This window comes from Pseudofrankia coriaricola (assembly GCF_032027725.1).
GTDB lineage: Bacteria > Actinomycetota > Actinomycetes > Frankiales > Frankiaceae > Pseudofrankia.
The window spans coordinates 163,231-180,622 of record NZ_JASNFO010000031.1; the positions used below are offsets into that span (position 1 = coordinate 163,231).

Here is a 17,392-nt window from a genome sequence, read left to right on the forward strand (position 1 = left end):
CCCAATGCTGTTCGGGCGCCCGGACGCCCCGGTGGCCGTCTCAGTGGACCGGACCGGCGGCCAGGAGGCTGTCCGTCTCCTCGGTCACGTCGACTTCCCAGTGGTAGACCGGCTTGGACAGCGCGGCCGTGCAGGTGTACTGGATGGTGGCGTCGTCCCGCTGCTCGCGGCGGAGCTCGATACGCCAGCGCCGGACGCCGTCATCCACCAGCACGTTGTACCGAGGGACAGCCTCCGGACGCGCGGGCGTCGCCATCGACGACGCCGCCCCCAGGGATCCTTTCCGGATCGCCGATGCCAACCCCCCGGAAAGCAGGGACTCGGAGCCAGTTGAGCGCGCGGGGAGCACTCCGGCCGGGATGTGGTGACCAACGCCGACCGGGCCGACGACGCTGATGGCCGGCAGGTCCGCCGGATCGCGCCGGTGGAACTTCTCCCGGTACCAGATCTCCGCCACCGCCTCGGCGGGCGTGACGCCGAGGCGTCCCCGCAGGTGGGCGAGCGGGAGGAGCCCCTCCTCGACGAGCTCGCGCAGGTCCTCGTCCGCCATGTCGTCGAGCCGGCCCAGCAGGTAGCCGCTCGGCAGCAGGACGGCCGTCGGCGCGAAACGATCCCCGCCGAGATGGCTGACGCCGTAGATGGGCGCGTCAGGAACGAGCTGCTGGACCCGGCGGATGAAACCGCCGCCCCGCACACCGCAGCAGGTGTCGTGCCGGCCGTGGATGCAGACGCCGATGAACTGCGGCACCGTGGTGGGCGCCGCGGCGTGCCAGGCACCGTCCGCCGAACGCGTGCTGATCTGCCTGCTGTATGTGTCCCAGACGATCGGGCTCTCGGTCGTCGGGCGGCCCGGGTACGGGCGGTAGTAGAGCGTCTTGAGACGGGTAGACGGCGGCAGTCGGAAACCGTCCGGTTCCGCCGGGCGCACCGCCTGAGGCCACGGCCCCGGAACCGGGAGGAAATGGAAGGCCTCGAAGTTCGGGATGGTTCCGCGCAGCTCCTCGTCGACCAAGCGCGACTGCGCGCCGCACCGGGCGAAGGTAGAATCGCCCATCACCGCGCGCCCATCCCCGCGCGCGGCTTCCGGCCCCGGGAAGTGCTGGGCCGTGGGAGCTTCTGCCACCAGGAACCTCCGAAGTCCGTCAGACCACGCTACTTAGGTATACTTGACCTTCTTAAGTTCACCTAACTTTACCCCACCCCCCTCGCCGCGTGCGCGTGCAAGCAAGCTGGTGACATGTGCCACCATCCGGCCCGGGTCAGAGACGGACCACACCCCCGTGCCCGTCTGGAGGGGTGAGCCGGCCTCAGGGCGGGTAGCTGGGGGACGGACTCGTCCCACCGCCCAAAGGAGACCCGACGACGCTGTTGCCGTCACGTTCCCGGAGGCCGCACGGTCTGCCGTCCTGACACACGTCCTGGCGGTCCTCCAGCCGGGATGGCTGCGTCATCGTCTCCCACGGGCGGGCAACGGTCCGCGGGACATGAACCGGGTCTGCCCGGTCAGGCCCACGTCAGTGCCTGGTGGGGCCGCGACAACGGTCGACCGCCACCGGGTCCACCTTGGCGCGAGGAGGCGGACATGACCGCTGGAAGATCGGCGAGGGAACCGTCCCGCCCGTCGGGCGCGGCCGAAGGCGCCGCCGCCCACGACCCTGCCGGCATGCGAGCCGGCCATGACGCCGCCCGGGGCACCGGCCACACCGGGCGCGCTGGCCGGCCCACCAACGGCCGGCGGCTCGCGCTCGCACTGCCGCTCGCGGCGCTGGCCGCGCTCCTGACCGGCGGCGGCCCGGTCGCCGCCGCGGCGTCGCCCGCGGCCTCTTCCACAGCGCCGGGGCCCGTGGCCACCGCGTCGCCCACCACCGCGTCGCCCACCGCCGCGTCGCCCACCGGCGGGCTGTCCGTGGCCCAGGCGATCGCGGTCGTCCGGGCGAGCGGGTACACCCCGACCGACACCACCGGCTACGACCCGGACCGGACGTTGAGCGTCATCCTCGGCATGCTCGCCACCTCGGTCGACGGCCACCCGCAGCGGGCGTTTCTCTTCCACGACGGGCGCTACGTGGCGACGGACGCGGCCGTGCCGAGCGCGACCGTCAGCTGGATCTGGTCCACCGACGACACCGTCGCCCTCCAGTACCAGCTCTACCGCCCGGAGGACCCGATGTGCTGCCCGACGGCCGGCGCCGCCACGGTTCGCTTCAGCTGGAACGGTGCCGCCGCCGCGCCGCGGGACACGCTGCCGCCCACGGGCTGGAATGCGCCCGCGAGCCGGCGGTGACTCCCGCCGAAGCCGTTGTGTGACCGGTCAGCCAGCAGGTGCTGGCACCGCGGGGGCCGTCCCGGCCTCGGTGTCCGGGACGGCCACGGCGGCTGGTGCGGGCAGGACGACCGCGTCAGGCTCCGTCCCGGCCACGAGTGCCCGGCCGAGCGCGGCGGCGAGCGTGCCGCGCGGCGCCACCTCCACCTCGCCCAGGCCCAGCCAGGCCGACATGGCCACAAGCTCCGCCGCGAGCGCGGCCGCGACCGCTCCGGGCGCGGGGACGGACCTCGCGGCGCCGCGCGACCCCGCGTCGGGCTGGTTCTCCGCCGGCTCCAGCCAGGCGGCCGGCACTCGCAGCACCCCGGCCGCCCGGTCGGCCTTCAGGTCGACCCGGGCGACGAGCCGGTCGCCGAGCAGGAACGGCAGCACGTAGTACCCGTGGCGGCGCTGGTCCGCGGGGGTGTAGACCTCCAGCTTCACTTCCATGCCGAACATCCGCCGCGTCCGGGCGCGCTCCCAGATCAGGGAGTCGAACGGGGAGAGCAGCGCCGTCGCCTCGACTCGTCGCGGGATCGCGAGGCCCGGGCGCAGGTAGGCGGGCGATGACCAGCCGTCCACCGCGACCTCCGCCAGCTCCCCCGCTTCGACCAGCTCGGCCAGCCGGGGGCGGACGGCCGCCGCGGGCAGCCGGAAGTAGTCACGCAGGTCGGCGGCGAGCGCCACCCCGAGCCGGTCCGCGGCGTGCAGCAGCAGCGCGCGGTGCGCCTGCGCCGGGCCGGGTGTCGGGGCGGCGCGTACCGCCGCCGGGATCACCCGCTCGGGCAGGTCGTAGGTCCGCTCGAAGGTCGTCCGCCGGCCGGCGGCGCAGACCTGACCGGTCCACAGCAGGAACTCCAGCGCCCGCTTCCCGTCCGCCCAGCCCCACCAGGAGCCCCGACCGCGCCCCGGCTCGGACAGCTGGGACGCGGTGACGGGGCCGCCCTCGGCGACCTCGGCGAGCACCCTGGCGACGTAGTCCGCCCGGTCCTGGCCGAACCGCGCGAGCCCGCCCCACATGCCGTCGCCCGCCAGGGCGGCCGCGGCCCGCCAGCGCAGCAGCGGCTCCCACTCGATCGGCACGAACGACGCCTCATGGGCCCAGTACTCGTAGGCCCGCCGATCCCGGTGCACATAGTCGTCCAGCGCCGGCCGCGCGTAGGCGCCGAGCCGCGACCAGCCCGGCAGGTAGTGCGACCGGCTCAGCACGTTCACTGAGTCGATCTGGAGCACGCCGACCCGTTCGAACAGCCACCGCAGCCGCCGCCGGTCCGCCCGCGCCCCCGTCGCCACGGATCCCCGGGCCCGGGTAAACCCCTGCGCCGCCAGCGCCAGCCGCCGCGCCTGCGCCGCCGTCAGCCGTTCCGTCGTCGACCGCTCCGTCGTCGACCGCTCCGTGGGCCCGCCAGCGGGCGTCTCGGCCACCGTCATGGACGCACAGTACGGTGTGGATCCGACATTCAGCCGGCCGAGGAACCGGCCCCGGAACCGCTCGGCGCGCCGCTTGCCGCCGGAGCCGCCGGCGCCCGCGCCGAGGTACCGGCCGGGGCCTGGCCGAGCCGGTCGGACGAGCCGTCCGGCTCGGACGGGGCTGGCGGCGGCGGGAACACGGCCGACAGGACGGCGACGGCCTCCGCCAGCTCGTCGAACGCCGCGTCGAGCGGCCCTGGCTCGCCGGCCGGGGGCTCCGGGCGCTGGGCGGGAACGGCGTTCGCCGGCTCGGGACGGCCGGCGATGGAGCGGCGGACCGAGCCGATCCGGCGCGCGAGCCCACCGGCCCGCCGCCGCGCCGCGCCGGCCGCGAGGGCCGCCGGAGCGTCGGCCGCGGCCAGCGCGAGCGCGTCCACGGGCTCCCGGCAGCCCCGCACCGCGTCGACGGCGTCCGCCAGATACGGCGCGGGTCGGCGCGCCACCCTCCAGACCAGCCTGCGGGCAGCGAGCGTGCCGGCGATCAGCTCCAGCTCGCCGACCGCGTCCAGGAACGCGGCCCGGTGGGCCGCGGCCGGGCCCGTCTCGGCCCTGGCGACGGCCAGGAGCAGGTCGGTGAGCGCGGCGAGCGCCCTGGCCAGGCGCGATCGGGCGAAGTCGCGGGAGCGGACCGGCAGCACCAGCCAGCTCGCGGCGACCGCGAGCACCGACCCGACGGCCATCGCGGCGAGCCGCTCGGCCAGCATGTGCCCGGCCGTGAGGCCGAAGTAGCCGTAGAGCAGCGCGAGCACCGCCGTCACACCGGCGGCCCAGAACGCGTAGTGGACGGTGCGCAGGCACAGCGCGCCGGCGAGCACCAGGAAGATCGCGACGACCGTCCAGGCGCTGTGCGCGGGCGCAGCCGCCACCACCGCGGTCGCCACCGCGGTCCCGACCGCCCCGCCGGCGAGGCGGGCGACGCTCTTCACCGCGACATCACCGCGACCGCGGTTACCGGCGGCGACGATGTAGGCGGTGACCACCAGCCACGGCCAGTGATCCGGGAACGCGACCCGCCCGACCAGGAACGCCGCACCAAGCCCGACCGCCATCTGCGCGGCCATCCTGCTGGCGGGCGCTGGACCCGCCTTTCGGGCGCGGGGCGACGGAGGGGCGGGAGCCGCGGGAGTGACCGGAGCCGCCGGAGCGGCCGGAGCGGCGGCAGTCACGCCATCGGCGGCTGCGGGCGAGGGCAGGAGCCGGATGCGCTCAGCCAGCGCGTTCAGGGTGAGCACCCAGAACGACGCGATCATCGCCATCAGGGCGGACCACCAGCGCGTCGAGCCGTCCGGAGCGGCGACGGCCGGCGTGATGAGCAGCGCGATGAACGGCAGCGTCGCGAGCGTGCCGAGGCGAGATGCCGCCGGGCCGAAACGGCGCACCCAGATGCCGGCGCTGATCCCCAGCACGAACAGGGTGTCACCGACGTTCGGGTGCTCGACCATCAGCCGGCCAACCTCGCTCGCTACCACCGCGACGACGGGCAGCAGGGCGAGCCGGAGCGCCATCGGCGCCCGCGCACGGCCGAGCGCGGCGGCGCGGCTCGCGCGGGTCCGCTCGACCCGGGCGAGCGTCAGCGCCAGCACGACGGCCTGGACGACGACGCCGAGGCCCAGATGCGCCGCGCGCTCGACCTCCAGCGCGCTGCCGAAGGATGCGAGAACGGCGGCCATGGCGACGGCGGCCGCCGGCACGCCCCCGCGCAGCGCGGCCGCGAGAGCGGTCACGCGCCGCCTTGGAAGGGCAAACGCGGACATGTTCAGCAGCATCTCACCGGTCCCGGCCGCGCGAGGCTGTCCGCGCCACGTCTCCACGGCCAGGAAGGACAGTCCCACCGCCGCGCTCCGCGATCTCCGCGATCTCCGCGATCTCCGCGATCTCCGCGACCGCGGGACCGTCGCGACGAATGGTAGGTTGGATTTTCGAACTCACTGGGCGCGCCCTCCCGCGGCATCGGCCGCCAGGGTCGCCCCGCGCCCATGGAGGGAGGCGGGCACGGTGGCCCAGACCGGGCGGGAGTGCTCGATCGCGAACGCGCTCGCGGTCGTGGGCGAGCGGTGGAGCCTGCTCGCGCTACGCGAGATCAACCTCGGAGCGACCAAGTTCGACCAGATCGCCCGCAACACCGGCGCGAGCCGCGACATTCTGGCCGCCCGCCTGCGCGCGCTGGTCACGGCGGGCGTCATCGAGCGCCGCCTGTACCAGGAGCATCCACCTCGCCACGAGTACGTGTCGACCGAGGCCGGCAAGGCTCTGCGGCCCGTGCTGCACGCGTTGATGGAGTGGGGCGACCGGTACGCGACCGAGGGCGATCCGCCCACGGTCCTGGCGCACGACTGCGGCGCCGAGCTGCGCGCACAGGCCGTCTGCTCGCATTGCGGTGGTCCGGTCGCCTGGGGCGAGAACACCCGCCTTGTCCGGCTCGGCACCGTCCGCTGACCGTGGCGCGCGGGCGAGCCCGACCCGGCCTCGAAGGCCGCCGCCGGCCTTCGTCGCCGGCTCCCGTATCCAAGGTCACAATGGCCTCAGTTGCGATTTCCAACCCACGGGCGGTACACCAATATCAGTGAGTTGGGTTTTCCAACCCTCAACGAGGAGGCCGTCATGCGGGACGCAGTGATCGTCGACGCCGTCCGGACCCCGGTCGGCAAGGGCAAGCCGGGTGGGGCGCTCGCCGGCGTGCATCCCGTCGACCTGCACGCCCACGCGATCCGCGCGCTGGTGGAGCGGACGGGAATCGACCCCGGGCTCATCGACGACGTGATTGGCGGAACGGTCGGGCAGATCGGCGAGCAGAGCTCCAACAACGCCCGATGGGCCGCGCTCGCCGCCGGACTACCCGAGTCCGTGCCCGCGGTGACGATCGACCGTCAGTGCGGCAGCAGCCAGCAGGCGATCCACTTCGCGGCGCAGGGCGTCATCAGCGGCGCATACGACGTCGCCATCGCCTCCGGCGTCGAGTCGATGAGCACAGTGCCCATCGGCAGCTCGTCCGCGGGCCGCGACGCCTCGGGGCCGGGCGTCGCCGCTCGCTATCCCGACGGGCTGGTACCGCAGGGCATCTCCGCCGAGCTGATCGCACAGCGGTGGGACCTCTCCCGCGTCAGGCTCGACGAGTTCGCGGCCGAGAGCCACCGGCGCGCGGCCGCGGCCTGGGGCGACGGCCGTTTCGACGCGGAGGTCGTCCCTCTCAAGGCCCCCGCGCCCGATGGCTCGGGTTCGCTGGTCCAGGTCACTCGGGATCAGTCGATCCGGCCCGCGACGACGGCGGAGGTGCTCGCCGGCCTGAGGCCCGCGTTCCGCTCCGACGCGTGGGCCGCGCGTTTCCCGGCCCTCGACTGGCGTGTCACCGCGGGCAACTCCTCGCCGGTCAACGACGGTGCCGCCGCCGTCCTGATCACCGACGGCGACACCGCCCGCCGGCTCGGCCTGCGCCCGCGTGCCCGGCTGCACAGCTTCTCCGTCGTCGGCGACGACCCGCTGCTCATGCTCACCGGCGTGATCCCGGCGACCGAGAAGGTCCTGCGCCGCGCCGGCCTGCGCATCGAGGACATCGACGCCTTCGAGGTCAACGAGGCGTTCGCGAGCGTGGTACTGGCCTGGCAGGCCGAGACCGGCGCGGACCTCGCCAAGGTCAACGTGAACGGCGGTGCCACCGCGATCGGGCATCCGCTCGGCGCCAGCGGCGCCCGGCTGATGACCACGCTGCTGTCGGTGCTGGAGCAGACCGGCGGGCGCTACGGCCTGCAGACCATGTGCGAGGGCGGCGGCATGGCGAACGCGACCATCGTCGAGCGGCTCTGACCCACGCGCCGGCCGGGGCGGTTCCCTGGCCGGCTGCCCGCCGCATCCATAGCCTTTGCGTCATCAGCCCCCCCGACAGGGCGCAACTCGCGGGGAGGTCTACGGTCATGGCCGACAAATGCGCCTATTTGCGCGAAGCGTCCGCTTTCCGGACAGGGACAGACGCGCAAAGCGGGCATTCCATCGGTTCGACCCCGCGAAGGCACCCATGGACAACGAGACACCACAACCGCCGGCCGAAGCTGGACGGCCAGCAGGCGGGCCGCCCCCCACGGCCGCCAGCTGGGCACCCCCGACCGGACAGCCAGTCCCACCACAACCGGGCGCGGGCCAACCCGGCCCAGTCCCGCCGGGTCCGCCACCCAGTTGGCCGCCGGCTTCCGGCTCACCGGCCGCCGGGACCACGCCCCCATGGCCGCGGCCGCCCGGCGGCCCGGCGGCGCCCGGGTCTGCCCCACCGCCGGCCCCGAGCAAACCGCCACGGCGCGGCCGCGTCGTGGCCCGCCGGGTGCTCGGCGTCGTCGTCGCCCTGGTCGTCGCCGGCGGGGTGCGCTACGGCGTCGCGCAGGCCATCCATCACGGCGACGGCAACGACTCCTCGTCGTCGGACTCCTCGTCGACGTCCTCCTTCGCCGCGGGCAGCTGCGTAAAGATCACCGAGCAACCGCGAGTGATAACGAGCAGCCCGCAGAACGGCGAGTTGAAGTCGCCGCCCCAGTACGGCCCGGTGAAGTGCGACGACGAGACCGCCTACGCCAAGATCACGGCACTGGACGTCGCCGACGGCGCGGCGGCGGACCCCCTTGGCGGCACGTCCTCGGTGGCCGACGTCGGTTGCCCGGCCGACACCGACGAGATCGTCACACTGACGAACAGCCTCAGTCTCGAGAAGAGCACAGGCTGCCTGCGCAACCTCAAGGCGCCGCACCCGGGCGACCTGGGCGGAGGCGGTGGGCTGATCCGCATCGGCGACTGCCTGGAGGTGTACGACAGCTACTCGAACAACCTCGGCGAGGTGCCCTGCACGAATGAGGAGTGGATCGTCGACGGCGTGAGTTTCGGCAAGATGTGGTTCGGCAAGATCGCGGGTCGGGTGGACGCGAAGAACCAGTGCCCGCCGCAGGCCAGCTACTCCGTGGAGATCGACGCCTCGAGCAAGAGGGTTCTCTGCGTGGCGAAGGATGGCGGCTGGCTCCCCGGCGTCGGCGACTGTGTCGACGCGAACAGCTTCAGCGCGTCCGACCCGTCCGCAAACCCGCGGCGGCGCTTGTGCACTGACCAGTACCTCGCCATGCAGATCATCGCGATGCTCCCCGCCGGCCAGCCCTGTCCCGCCGGCTCGGGACCCAGCGGCCTGCCTGGCTACCTCCAGACGGTGTGCGGGCGCACCATCCTGTGAGCGGACGCCCCGCGCAACAGGCGACGGACGGGCGGCGTCAGCCGCCCGCCTACGCGCGGACCAGGCGGGCGAGGAGGTCGTCGTAGGCGGAGAGCGGCGGGATGACGGCGGAGGCGTCCTTGCCCGCGTCATCCCAGCGCCGCACCGCGGCGGCGTCCTCGGCGTATCCGCCCGCCTGGAACGCGGCCAGTTCGCCGCCTTCGAGCGGGCCGCCCTGCATCGCCAGCGTCTTGCGGGAGATCGGCGACAGGACGTCGTAGTAGCCGGGGTCGACGGCGCAGAGATAGCGCTTCGCGTCGACATGCAGGCGCACCGGTTCGGTCACCCCCGGTCCGAACCATCGTGACAGCCACGCGGCCCCGGTGTCCTCGTGCCGGATGTCGTCACCGCGCGCCAGCGCGGCGGCCGAGTCGCGGTCCAGCATGTGCCCGACGTCGTGGAGCAGGGCGGCGGCGACGAGCGCGGGCGCGGCGCCGGCGGCGACCGCGCGGGCCGCCGTCCGCAGCGAGTGCCCGGCCACCGAGACCGACTCGCCCAGGTACTCCGCCGAGCTCGCCGCGTCGAACAGCGTGTGGATGGCGGCGAGCGCCTCGCCCGCGCTCATCGGGCCACCGCCGGCACGGTCGCCACCGCGGGCGTGGTCGCCACCGCGGTCCGCGCCGCCGGCACAGGTGTCACAGATGTCACAGATGCGACCGGCGCCGGGCGCCGGGCGCCGCTTCCGTCGCGGCGCAGCACGTCGAGCGTGCCGCGAAGACCGTCCATGTCCACGTAGCCGCCCTGCAGATGGCGGCCGCCGCCCGCCGGGTCCGGCTGGAAGGCGGTCCGGCCGTGCAGCACCCGGGTGTTGTCGAAGATCAGGCAGTCGCCGGGCGTCAGCCGCAGCGTGACCGCCAGGTCAGGCGCCTCGACCACGGCGGCGAACGCGGCGAGCGCCCGGTAGACCTCGGCGACCTGGTCGGGCTCGACCTCGGGTGGCTGCAGGGCCCGGTCGTTCCAGCGGACCTGCGTCACGGCACCCTCGTTGTCGATCGCGATGATCGGCGCGCGGGCGGTGAGGATGGTCGTCGGCCCGTCGTAGCGGAACGGCAGCCAGACCCGGGTGAGCGTGTCGAACGCGGCCGCATCGACGTCACGCAGCCGGCTCGCGGCGGCGAAGCCGTCGATGAGCGTGGTGTCTCCGCCCTCGCCGGCGGCCCGCAGGCAGTGCAGAAGCTGCACGGTCGGCGCCGGGTCGCGGTAAGGATTGTCGGTGTGTGGCGCAAGGGCGGCGCCCGTGTAGGCGAGGTGCTCTGGGTCGGCCTCGATACGAACATCGAAAAGCTTGCCGTAGTTCGTTTCCCGGACGAACCCGAAGGTGCGGGCGACCGCGAGCACCATCCCGGACCGCACAGGCACCTCGGTGAGGATCGCCGCCCCCAGTGCCGAGACCGCGCCGAGCGTGGTCATCATGGCGACCGGCGAGCGCAGGTAGGCATCCCAGGCCACCCGCGGCGGCCCGGCGGGCAGGGCGGCGGCGGTCCACGGCACGCGGCCGCGCTCGGACTGGTCCCCGATCCGGGCCGCTCGCCCCGGGGCGCTGCGCGCCAGCCAGTCCAGCTCGAACGTCGCCCGATGGCCGTCGGGCGCGAACACGACCGTCAGCCTGCCCTCCGCCAGTTCATGGTGCTCGACGGCCGTGTCCGGGAACAGCCGGGCCACCCGCGCGGACCCCACCAGGCGCTGCCCGGTTCCCGGGTGCCGGCACTCGGCGCATCCGCAGGCGTCGCGCAGCCACAGCGCCGGCAACACCAGATCATCGATCGTGAGTACGCTGACGGGCCCCGCCAAGCTCATCGCCCCAGCATTCGCCCGCGCCACGACCGGATGATGACGTCATCCTGAACCGCCGCGAACACCCAGCTGACGACTCCGCCCGCTCCGCCTCAGCGCGGTGGGAACGGCGCGGGGATGACGAGGTCGACGTTGCGGTCGAGACGGGTGCCGGTACCGGCACCGCCGCCCGGGTCCGGGTCCGCGTCGTTCCCCGGGCGGCCACGACCGCCGGTTGGTCTACGGATGACCCACCATGAACCCGCGGGTAACCGGATGCCGAGTGGCAAACCTCCCACCTGGGGCCGACGGCGGCTCAGGGACGGGCGAGTTCCGCCTCGATCAGGCGGTGAGAGCGCGCGGCCGGTGGAGCGGTACGGACGGCGAGCTCGAAGATCGCGATACTGAAGGCGATGACGACGGCGAGGTCGACCCAGAAAGGGATGACGGCGAGACCGCCGCCGAACTGGCCGAGCCAGGAGATGACGGTCAGGCCACCCAGCCACGGCACCAGCCACAGCGCCGAGCGCCATTCCAGCGCGGGCCAGCGTCCCGCTGGCTGGGTTGCCCGGTAGCCGGCGAAGACCACGAGCCCGGCGACGATGCCCATGGCCAGCTTCTGGTCGTTCTCCCACCCGGCCCAGTAGACGATCAGGTTCGACGTGGCGAACGCGACCCGGGACAGCACGGCGGCCATCGGCAGCCGATAGGGGCGTGGCCGGTCGGCGTCGGCGCGACGCAGCACCATCAGGGCGACCGGCGCGAACGCATAGGTCAGGAACGTCGCCGAGCTGATCAGCGTCACCAGCTGCTGCCAGCCCGGGAACGGCAGGAACATCACCAGTCCGATGCCATACGCGAGCAGGATGGCCACCACCGGGGTGCCGCGGCGGTCCAGCCGGGTCAGGCCGCCCGGAAGATAGCCGGCCCGGCCAAGCGAGTACGCCAGCCGGGCCGAGGTGCCTACATAGATCAGCGCCGTACCGCCGGGAGAGACCACCGCGTCGATGTAGAGCAGCACGGCCAGCCAGGTGAGCCCAAGCCCGGTCGCGATCGTCGCGTAGGGCCCGTAGTCACCTTCGCCGACCGGATGCCCCCAGCCCCCCGCGATCCACGCCGGGTCGAGCGCCCCCAGGAAGGCGACCGCGAGCGCGAGGTAGACCGCCGTACCGAGCAGCGTCGCCAGGATCACGGCGCGCGGGATGTCGCGGCCCGGGTTGCGCGCCTCGCCGCCCATCTGGACGGCCTGCTCGAAGCCCTGCAGCGCGAACACGACGCCGGCCGGCAGCGCCGCGAAGATCCCATGCACGCCGAACGGGGCGAACCCGCCACCCGCGTGGAAGTTCCCCGGCGTGAAGGCGACGGCCAGCAGCGTGGCGACGGCCACCACCGGGATCAGGAACTTCCAGACGACCGTGACGGCGTTCGTGTCCGCGAGCCGCCGCACGCCCAGGACGTTGATGACCGTGCACAGCCCGAGCGCGGCGGCCCCGAGCGCCAGGCCCGGGCCGGTGAGGGTGCCGCCCGGGCTGACGAGCCCCGGCCAGACGTTGTTCAGGTAGGACAGCGCCGCCTCGGCCTCGATCGGCGCGAGGGCCACGGCCTGGATCCAGGCGAGCCACCCCGCGACGAACCCGGCGAGCGGGCCGAGCGCCAGCTGGCTGTAACGCGCGCTGCCGCCGGCGACCGGATAGGCGGCGCCCAGCTCGGCGTGCACCAGCGCCAGGCCGGTGATCAGGATGCCGGCCAGCACCCAGGCGACCAGCGACGCGGGGCCGGCGACCCGGGCGGCCGTCAGCGCGCCCAGCAGCCAGCCGGAGCCGATGATCGACCCGAGCGAGACGAACGTCAGCCCGAGCAGGCCCAGGTGCGGCGTCATCTTCCCGGCCCGCGGCGGCACAGCCCTTGGCGGCATAGCCCTTGGCGGCACAGCCCTTGGCGGCACAGCCTCCGGGTCCTGATCTGACGAGCCGAGGCGCGAAGTCAGCTGGTCCGGGCCTGACGGCCGCGGCAGCTCGATTTCGCCGCGCCGCATGGCCGGTTGTCTCCCGTAAATGGCCGACCGCCCCCCACTTTCCAGATATCGCGACCACCGAAGAACACACACCAGGAAGCCCGTCGCCCAGTGTCCGGCGAACGGGCGCAGGCCGCCCGCCGGAGTGTGTCCGAACGTCGCATCGACGCCAGACCCATGGCTCGACCCTGCATTGCCGCCCACAAAGCGCCGGAGAACCGGAGAACCCTGGAACCGCGAGATGATTTCCCGGAAAATGCTTCTCGCTCGCCCCGAGGAGTGCCTTTTGACAACCAGGAAACCGCATGACAGGACCATCCTCGTCCGGAAGAATGCCCCGCATGCTGCTGACCCTGACCACGACCGCGCGTCCCGCGACCGATCTCGGGTTCCTGCTGCACAAGCACCCCGACCGGGCGCAGCGGTTCGACACGGCGGCGGGCGGCGCCCATGTCTTCTACCCCGAGGCGGCCGAGGAGCGTTGTACGGCGGCGCTGCTGCTCGACATCGACCCCGTCGGCCTGGTCCGGGGCAAGGGCCCGGGCGGCCGCGGCGGGGCCCCGGAGGCCCACTACGTCGACGACCGGCCGTACGCGGCCTCCAGCCTGCTCGCGGTCGCGATGGCGGCCGTCTTCTCCACGGCGATGGCCGGGATCTGCAAGGCCAGGCCGGAGCTGGCCGCGACGCCGATCCCCCTGGAGATCCACGTCCCGGCGCTCCCCTGCCGGCGCGGCGGGGCGCCCCTGGTCGAGCGCCTGTTCGCGCCGCTCGGCTGGCGGGTAGCCGCTGTCCCCGCCCCGCTCGACCCGCTGTTCCCGGAGTGGGGCACGGCCGCGCACCACGACGTGACACTCACCGGGACGGTCCGGCTGGCCGACGCGCTCACCCAGCTCTACGTCCTGCTGCCAGTCCTCGACGACGGCAAGCACTACTACGTCGGCCGCGACGAGATCGACAAGCTGGTGCGCGAGGGCGCGAGCTGGCTGCCGGGCCATCCGGAGCGCCAGCTCATCGCCCGCCGCTACCTCGCCCACCGGGCCGGCCTCGCCTCGGCCGCGCTGTCCCGCCTCGGCGGCGTCGAGGACATCCCCGACGAGGATGTCTCCACCGGCTTCGAACCGGACCTGCTCGCCTCGGAGACCGAGACCGAGACCGAGACCGAGGCCGAGGCGGAGGCCGAGGCCGCCGGCACGACCGGCTCTGAGCCGTCGCCGCAGGCGCGGGACGCGCCGCGGGAGTCACCCGACGGAACGGAGCGAGCGGCCGGGACGGCCGCGGCAGAGATACAGTCGCGCCCGCCGTCGCTGGCGGCGCTGCGGCGGCAGGCGATCCTCGACGTGCTGCGGGCCGCCGGCGCGCGCAGCGTCGCCGACCTCGGCTGCGGCGACGGGAAGCTCGTCGGGGACCTGCTCGCCGACCCGCGTTTCGCCGAGATCGTGGCGGTCGACGTCTCGCACCGCGCGCTCGAGCTGGCCGCCCGCCGGCTGCGGGCCGACCGGCTGCCCGACCGGGTGCGGGCGCGGCTGCGGTTCGTCGCGTCGTCGCTGACGTACCGGGACGCCAGGATCGCGGGCCTCGACGCGGCCGTGCTCAGCGAGGTCGTCGAGCACGTCGACCCGCCGCGGCTGCCCGCGCTCGCCGCCGCCGTCCTCGGCGAGGCCCGGCCGCGGCTCGTCGTGATCACCACGCCGAACGTCGAGTACAACGTCCGCTACGAGGGGCTGGCACCGGGCGCGCCGCGCCACCGCGACCATCGGTTCGAGTGGACGAGGGACGAGTTCGCCGCCTGGGTCAAGGACCTCGCCGCCCATTACCCCTACACCGCCCGCCTCGGCGGGGTCGGCGCCGCGGACCCGGAACTCGGCGCGCCCACCCAGCTGGCCGTACTGGACAGGATCGGTGACGCGCGATGACCCACACACCGACCGAGGAACCGGTTGTGATCGCGATTCCCGAGATCTGCCTCGTCGTGCTCGTCGGCGCGTCCGGCTCGGGAAAGTCGACGTTCGCCCGTACCCGTTTCCAGCCGACGCAGGTGCTCTCGTCGGACTTCTGCCGCGGGCTGGTCGCGGACGACGAGAACGACCAGTCCGCGTCCGGCGACGCCTTCGACGTGCTGCACTACATCGCCGGGAAGCGGCTCGCCGCGGGCCGGCTCACCGTCGTCGACGCGACGAACGTCCAGCGGCACGCCCGCCAGTCCCTCGTCGAGCTGGCACGCGAGCACGACGTGCTGCCGGTGGCGATCGTGCTCGACCTGCCCGAGCGGGTCTGCCTGGAGCGCAACGCCACCCGCCCCGACCGCGACTTCGGCCCGCACGTGATCCGGCGCCAGCGCGCCGACCTGCGCCAGTCGCTGCGCGGCCTTGCCCGGGAGGGCTTCCGCCACGTCCGCGTGCTGCGCTCGGAGGCCGAGGTGTCGGCGGCGGCCATCACCTATACCAAGCTGTTCAGCGACCTGCGGCACGAGACCGGCCCGTTCGACGTGATCGGCGACGTCCATGGCTGCCGCGCCGAGCTCGAGACGCTGCTCGTCGGCCTCGGGTACAAGCTGCGCCACGACGAGGCCGGCCGCCCGTCCGGCGCCCGCCACCCGGCGGGGCGGCGCGTGGTGTTCGTCGGCGACCTGGTCGACCGCGGGCCGGACACGCCTGGCGTGCTGCGCCTCGCGATGGGCATGGTCGCCGACGGCACCGCCTTCGTCGTGTGCGGCAACCACGAGAACAAGCTGGTTCGCGCGCTGCGCGGGAAGAAGGTGACGGTCTCGCACGGGCTCGCCGAGTCGCTCACGCAGCTCGACGCCGAGAGCGCCGAGTTCCGCGACCAGGCCACGCAGTTCTGCGACGGGCTCGTCGCGCATTACGTCCTCGACGGCGGACGGCTGGTCGTCGCGCACGCCGGGCTCAAGGAGGCTTACCACGGCCGCGCGTCGGCCCGCGTCCGCTCGTTCGCGCTGTACGGGGACACCACCGGCGAGACCGACGAGTACGGCCTGCCGGTGCGCTACCCGTGGGCGAACGAGTACCGCGGCACGGCAACCGTCCTCTACGGCCACACTCCCGTGCCCGAGCCGGAGTGGGTGAACAACACCCTCTGCCTGGACACCGGCTGTGTCTTCGGCGGCCGGCTGACCGCGCTGCGCTACCCGGAACGAGAGCTGGTCTCGGTCCCGGCCGGCCGCGTCTACTTCGAGCCCGCCCGCCCACTCGCCGAGCCCACCCCAGTGACCGGCCCGGCCGTCGCGGACCTGGCGTCCGCCGACGCGCTGCTGGCGACGCTGTCACCCGTCGCCGTCGACCCGCTCGCGAACGCCGGGCACCGGGAAGGCGACCTGCTGGACGTCGCCGACGTGCTCGGCCGGCGGGTGGTCGAGACGCGGCATGGCGGGCGGGTGGGGATCCAGGCGGAGAACGCGCTGGCCGCGCTGGAGGTGATGAGCCGGTTCGCGGTCGACCCGCGCTGGCTGGTCTACCTGCCTCCGACGATGAGCCCGCCGCCCACGTCCACGCTGCCCGGCTACCTGGAGCACCCGGTCGAGGCGTTCGAGGCCTACCGAGCCGACGGCGTCGACGAGCTGCTGTGCGAGGAGAAGCACATGGGGTCGCGCGCGGTCGCGGTCGTCTGCCGGGACGCGGATGTCGCGGCGGCCCGGTTCGGCGCGACCGACGGGACCACCGGCGCGGTGGTCACCCGCACGGGCCGGCCGTTCTTCTCCCCCGGGCTGGCCGAGGAACTGCTCGGCCGGCTGCGGGCCGCCGTGGCGGAGGCCGGGCTGTGGGACGAGCTGGGTGCCGACTGGCTGGTGCTCGACGCGGAGATCATGCCGTGGAGCGCCAAGGCCAGCGAGCTGCTGTCCCGGCAGTACGCGGCGGCGGGGGCCGCCGCCCGGGGCGCCCTGCCGGCCGCGGTCTCGGCCCTCGCGGCGACCGCCGCGCGCGGGATCGACGTCGCGGGCCTGCTGGCCAAGACCCAGGACCGGCTCGACAACGCGGCGGCGTTCACGCGCGCCTACCGGCGCTACTGCTGGGCGGTCGACGGCCTGGCCGGCGTGAGGTTCGCGCGGTTCTTGGTGCGCGCGGGGGGTCCGGCGCGCCGGGCCGCGGCCGGGACGACGTACGTCGACCGGCCGCATGACTGGCACCTGGCGGTCGCCGACCGCCTGGCCGCGGCCGGCGGCGACCTCGTCACGACCACCCGGCGGGTCCCGGTGCGGGTGAGCGACCCGGCGTCGGTCGCTCTCGCCGTTGCCTGGTGGGAGGAGCTGACGTCCGAACAGGCTGGCGGCGAGGGGATGGTCGTGAAGCCCGCGGCCGGGCTGGCTCGCGGCCGGCGCGGCCTCGTCCAGCCGGGTGTCAAGGTCCGTGGCCGGGAGTACCTGCGGATCATCTACGGCCCGGACTACCTGCGCCCCGAGCATCTCGACCGCCTGCGCTCCCGTGGCCTCGGCCGCAAGCGCTCGCTGGCCTTCCGCGAGTACGCCCTGGGCCTGGAGGCACTGGAACGCGCCGCCGCCGGCGAGCCCCTCTGGCGCGTCCACGAATGCGTCTTCGCCGTCCTCGCGCTCGAGTCCGAGCCGGTCGACCCCCGGCTGTGA

At 74.1% G+C, this 17,392-nt stretch carries 12 protein-coding genes; 6 read left to right on the forward strand and 6 right to left on the reverse strand.

The genetic code is table 11. The features are described 5' to 3' along the window. Nucleotides 1-40 precede the first annotated feature (40 nt). Nucleotides 41-1,054 (reverse strand): sucrase ferredoxin, encoded by a 1,014-nt coding sequence (locus tag QOZ89_RS17485; protein ID WP_312624232.1) that lies wholly within the window; start codon nucleotides 1,052-1,054, stop codon nucleotides 41-43. 528 nt (nucleotides 1,055-1,582) lie between these two features. On the opposite strand from QOZ89_RS17485, the gene QOZ89_RS17490 reads away from it, so the two are divergent. Further along, the gene (locus QOZ89_RS17490; protein ID WP_312624233.1) at nucleotides 1,583-2,284 is read left to right on the forward strand and encodes an LppP/LprE family lipoprotein; all 702 of its coding nucleotides are present in this window, start codon (nucleotides 1,583-1,585) and stop codon (nucleotides 2,282-2,284) included. Between the two features lie 27 nt (nucleotides 2,285-2,311). Here QOZ89_RS17490 and QOZ89_RS17495 read toward each other — a convergent pair whose 3' ends face one another. Next, nucleotides 2,312-3,733, reverse strand: coding sequence for a winged helix-turn-helix domain-containing protein (locus QOZ89_RS17495; RefSeq protein WP_312624234.1), 1,422 nt, complete (start codon nucleotides 3,731-3,733; stop codon nucleotides 2,312-2,314). Between the two features lie 29 nt (nucleotides 3,734-3,762). Further along, nucleotides 3,763-5,604, reverse strand: coding sequence for an FUSC family protein (locus QOZ89_RS17500; protein WP_071051512.1), 1,842 nt, complete (start codon nucleotides 5,602-5,604; stop codon nucleotides 3,763-3,765). 163 nt (nucleotides 5,605-5,767) lie between these two features. Here QOZ89_RS17500 and QOZ89_RS17505 point away from each other — a divergent pair, with 163 nt between their 5' ends. The 3 genes from QOZ89_RS17505 to QOZ89_RS17515 all read left to right on the forward strand — a co-directional run bounded on the left by QOZ89_RS17505 (nucleotide 5,768) and on the right by QOZ89_RS17515 (nucleotide 8,972). Next, nucleotides 5,768-6,208 (forward strand): winged helix-turn-helix transcriptional regulator, encoded by a 441-nt coding sequence (locus QOZ89_RS17505; RefSeq protein ID WP_071051513.1) that lies wholly within the window; start codon nucleotides 5,768-5,770, stop codon nucleotides 6,206-6,208. A 165-nt stretch (nucleotides 6,209-6,373) separates the two neighbouring features. Then, complete coding sequence (locus QOZ89_RS17510) at nucleotides 6,374-7,573, forward strand: thiolase family protein (protein ID WP_071051514.1); 1,200 nt, start codon at nucleotides 6,374-6,376, stop codon at nucleotides 7,571-7,573. A 496-nt stretch (nucleotides 7,574-8,069) separates the two neighbouring features. Continuing rightward, nucleotides 8,070-8,972, forward strand: a complete 903-nt coding sequence (locus QOZ89_RS17515; protein ID WP_083419345.1) for a hypothetical protein — start codon at nucleotides 8,070-8,072, stop codon at nucleotides 8,970-8,972. 49 nt (nucleotides 8,973-9,021) lie between these two features. Here QOZ89_RS17515 and QOZ89_RS17520 read toward each other — a convergent pair whose 3' ends face one another. The 3 genes from QOZ89_RS17520 to QOZ89_RS17530 form a co-directional block, all read right to left on the reverse strand. Beyond that, on the reverse strand, nucleotides 9,022-9,576 hold the full coding sequence (locus tag QOZ89_RS17520) for an HD domain-containing protein (RefSeq protein ID WP_071051516.1): 555 nt from the start codon (nucleotides 9,574-9,576) through the stop codon (nucleotides 9,022-9,024). Next, the gene (locus QOZ89_RS17525; RefSeq protein ID WP_083419346.1) at nucleotides 9,573-10,808 is read right to left on the reverse strand and encodes a TauD/TfdA family dioxygenase; all 1,236 of its coding nucleotides are present in this window, start codon (nucleotides 10,806-10,808) and stop codon (nucleotides 9,573-9,575) included. The genes QOZ89_RS17520 and QOZ89_RS17525 overlap by 4 nt, the downstream gene beginning before the upstream one ends. Nucleotides 10,809-11,100: 292 nt before the next feature. Continuing rightward, nucleotides 11,101-12,663, reverse strand: coding sequence for an APC family permease (locus tag QOZ89_RS17530; protein WP_241842054.1), 1,563 nt, complete (start codon nucleotides 12,661-12,663; stop codon nucleotides 11,101-11,103). A 476-nt stretch (nucleotides 12,664-13,139) separates the two neighbouring features. Between QOZ89_RS17530 and QOZ89_RS17535 the strand changes: the two genes are divergently transcribed. Beyond that, a complete protein-coding gene (locus tag QOZ89_RS17535; protein WP_312624235.1) occupies nucleotides 13,140-14,711 on the forward strand; it encodes a 3' terminal RNA ribose 2'-O-methyltransferase Hen1 in 1,572 nt (523 codons plus the stop codon). Then, on the forward strand, nucleotides 14,708-17,392 hold the full coding sequence (locus QOZ89_RS17540) for a polynucleotide kinase-phosphatase (protein ID WP_312624236.1): 2,685 nt from the start codon (nucleotides 14,708-14,710) through the stop codon (nucleotides 17,390-17,392). The genes QOZ89_RS17535 and QOZ89_RS17540 overlap by 4 nt, the downstream gene beginning before the upstream one ends.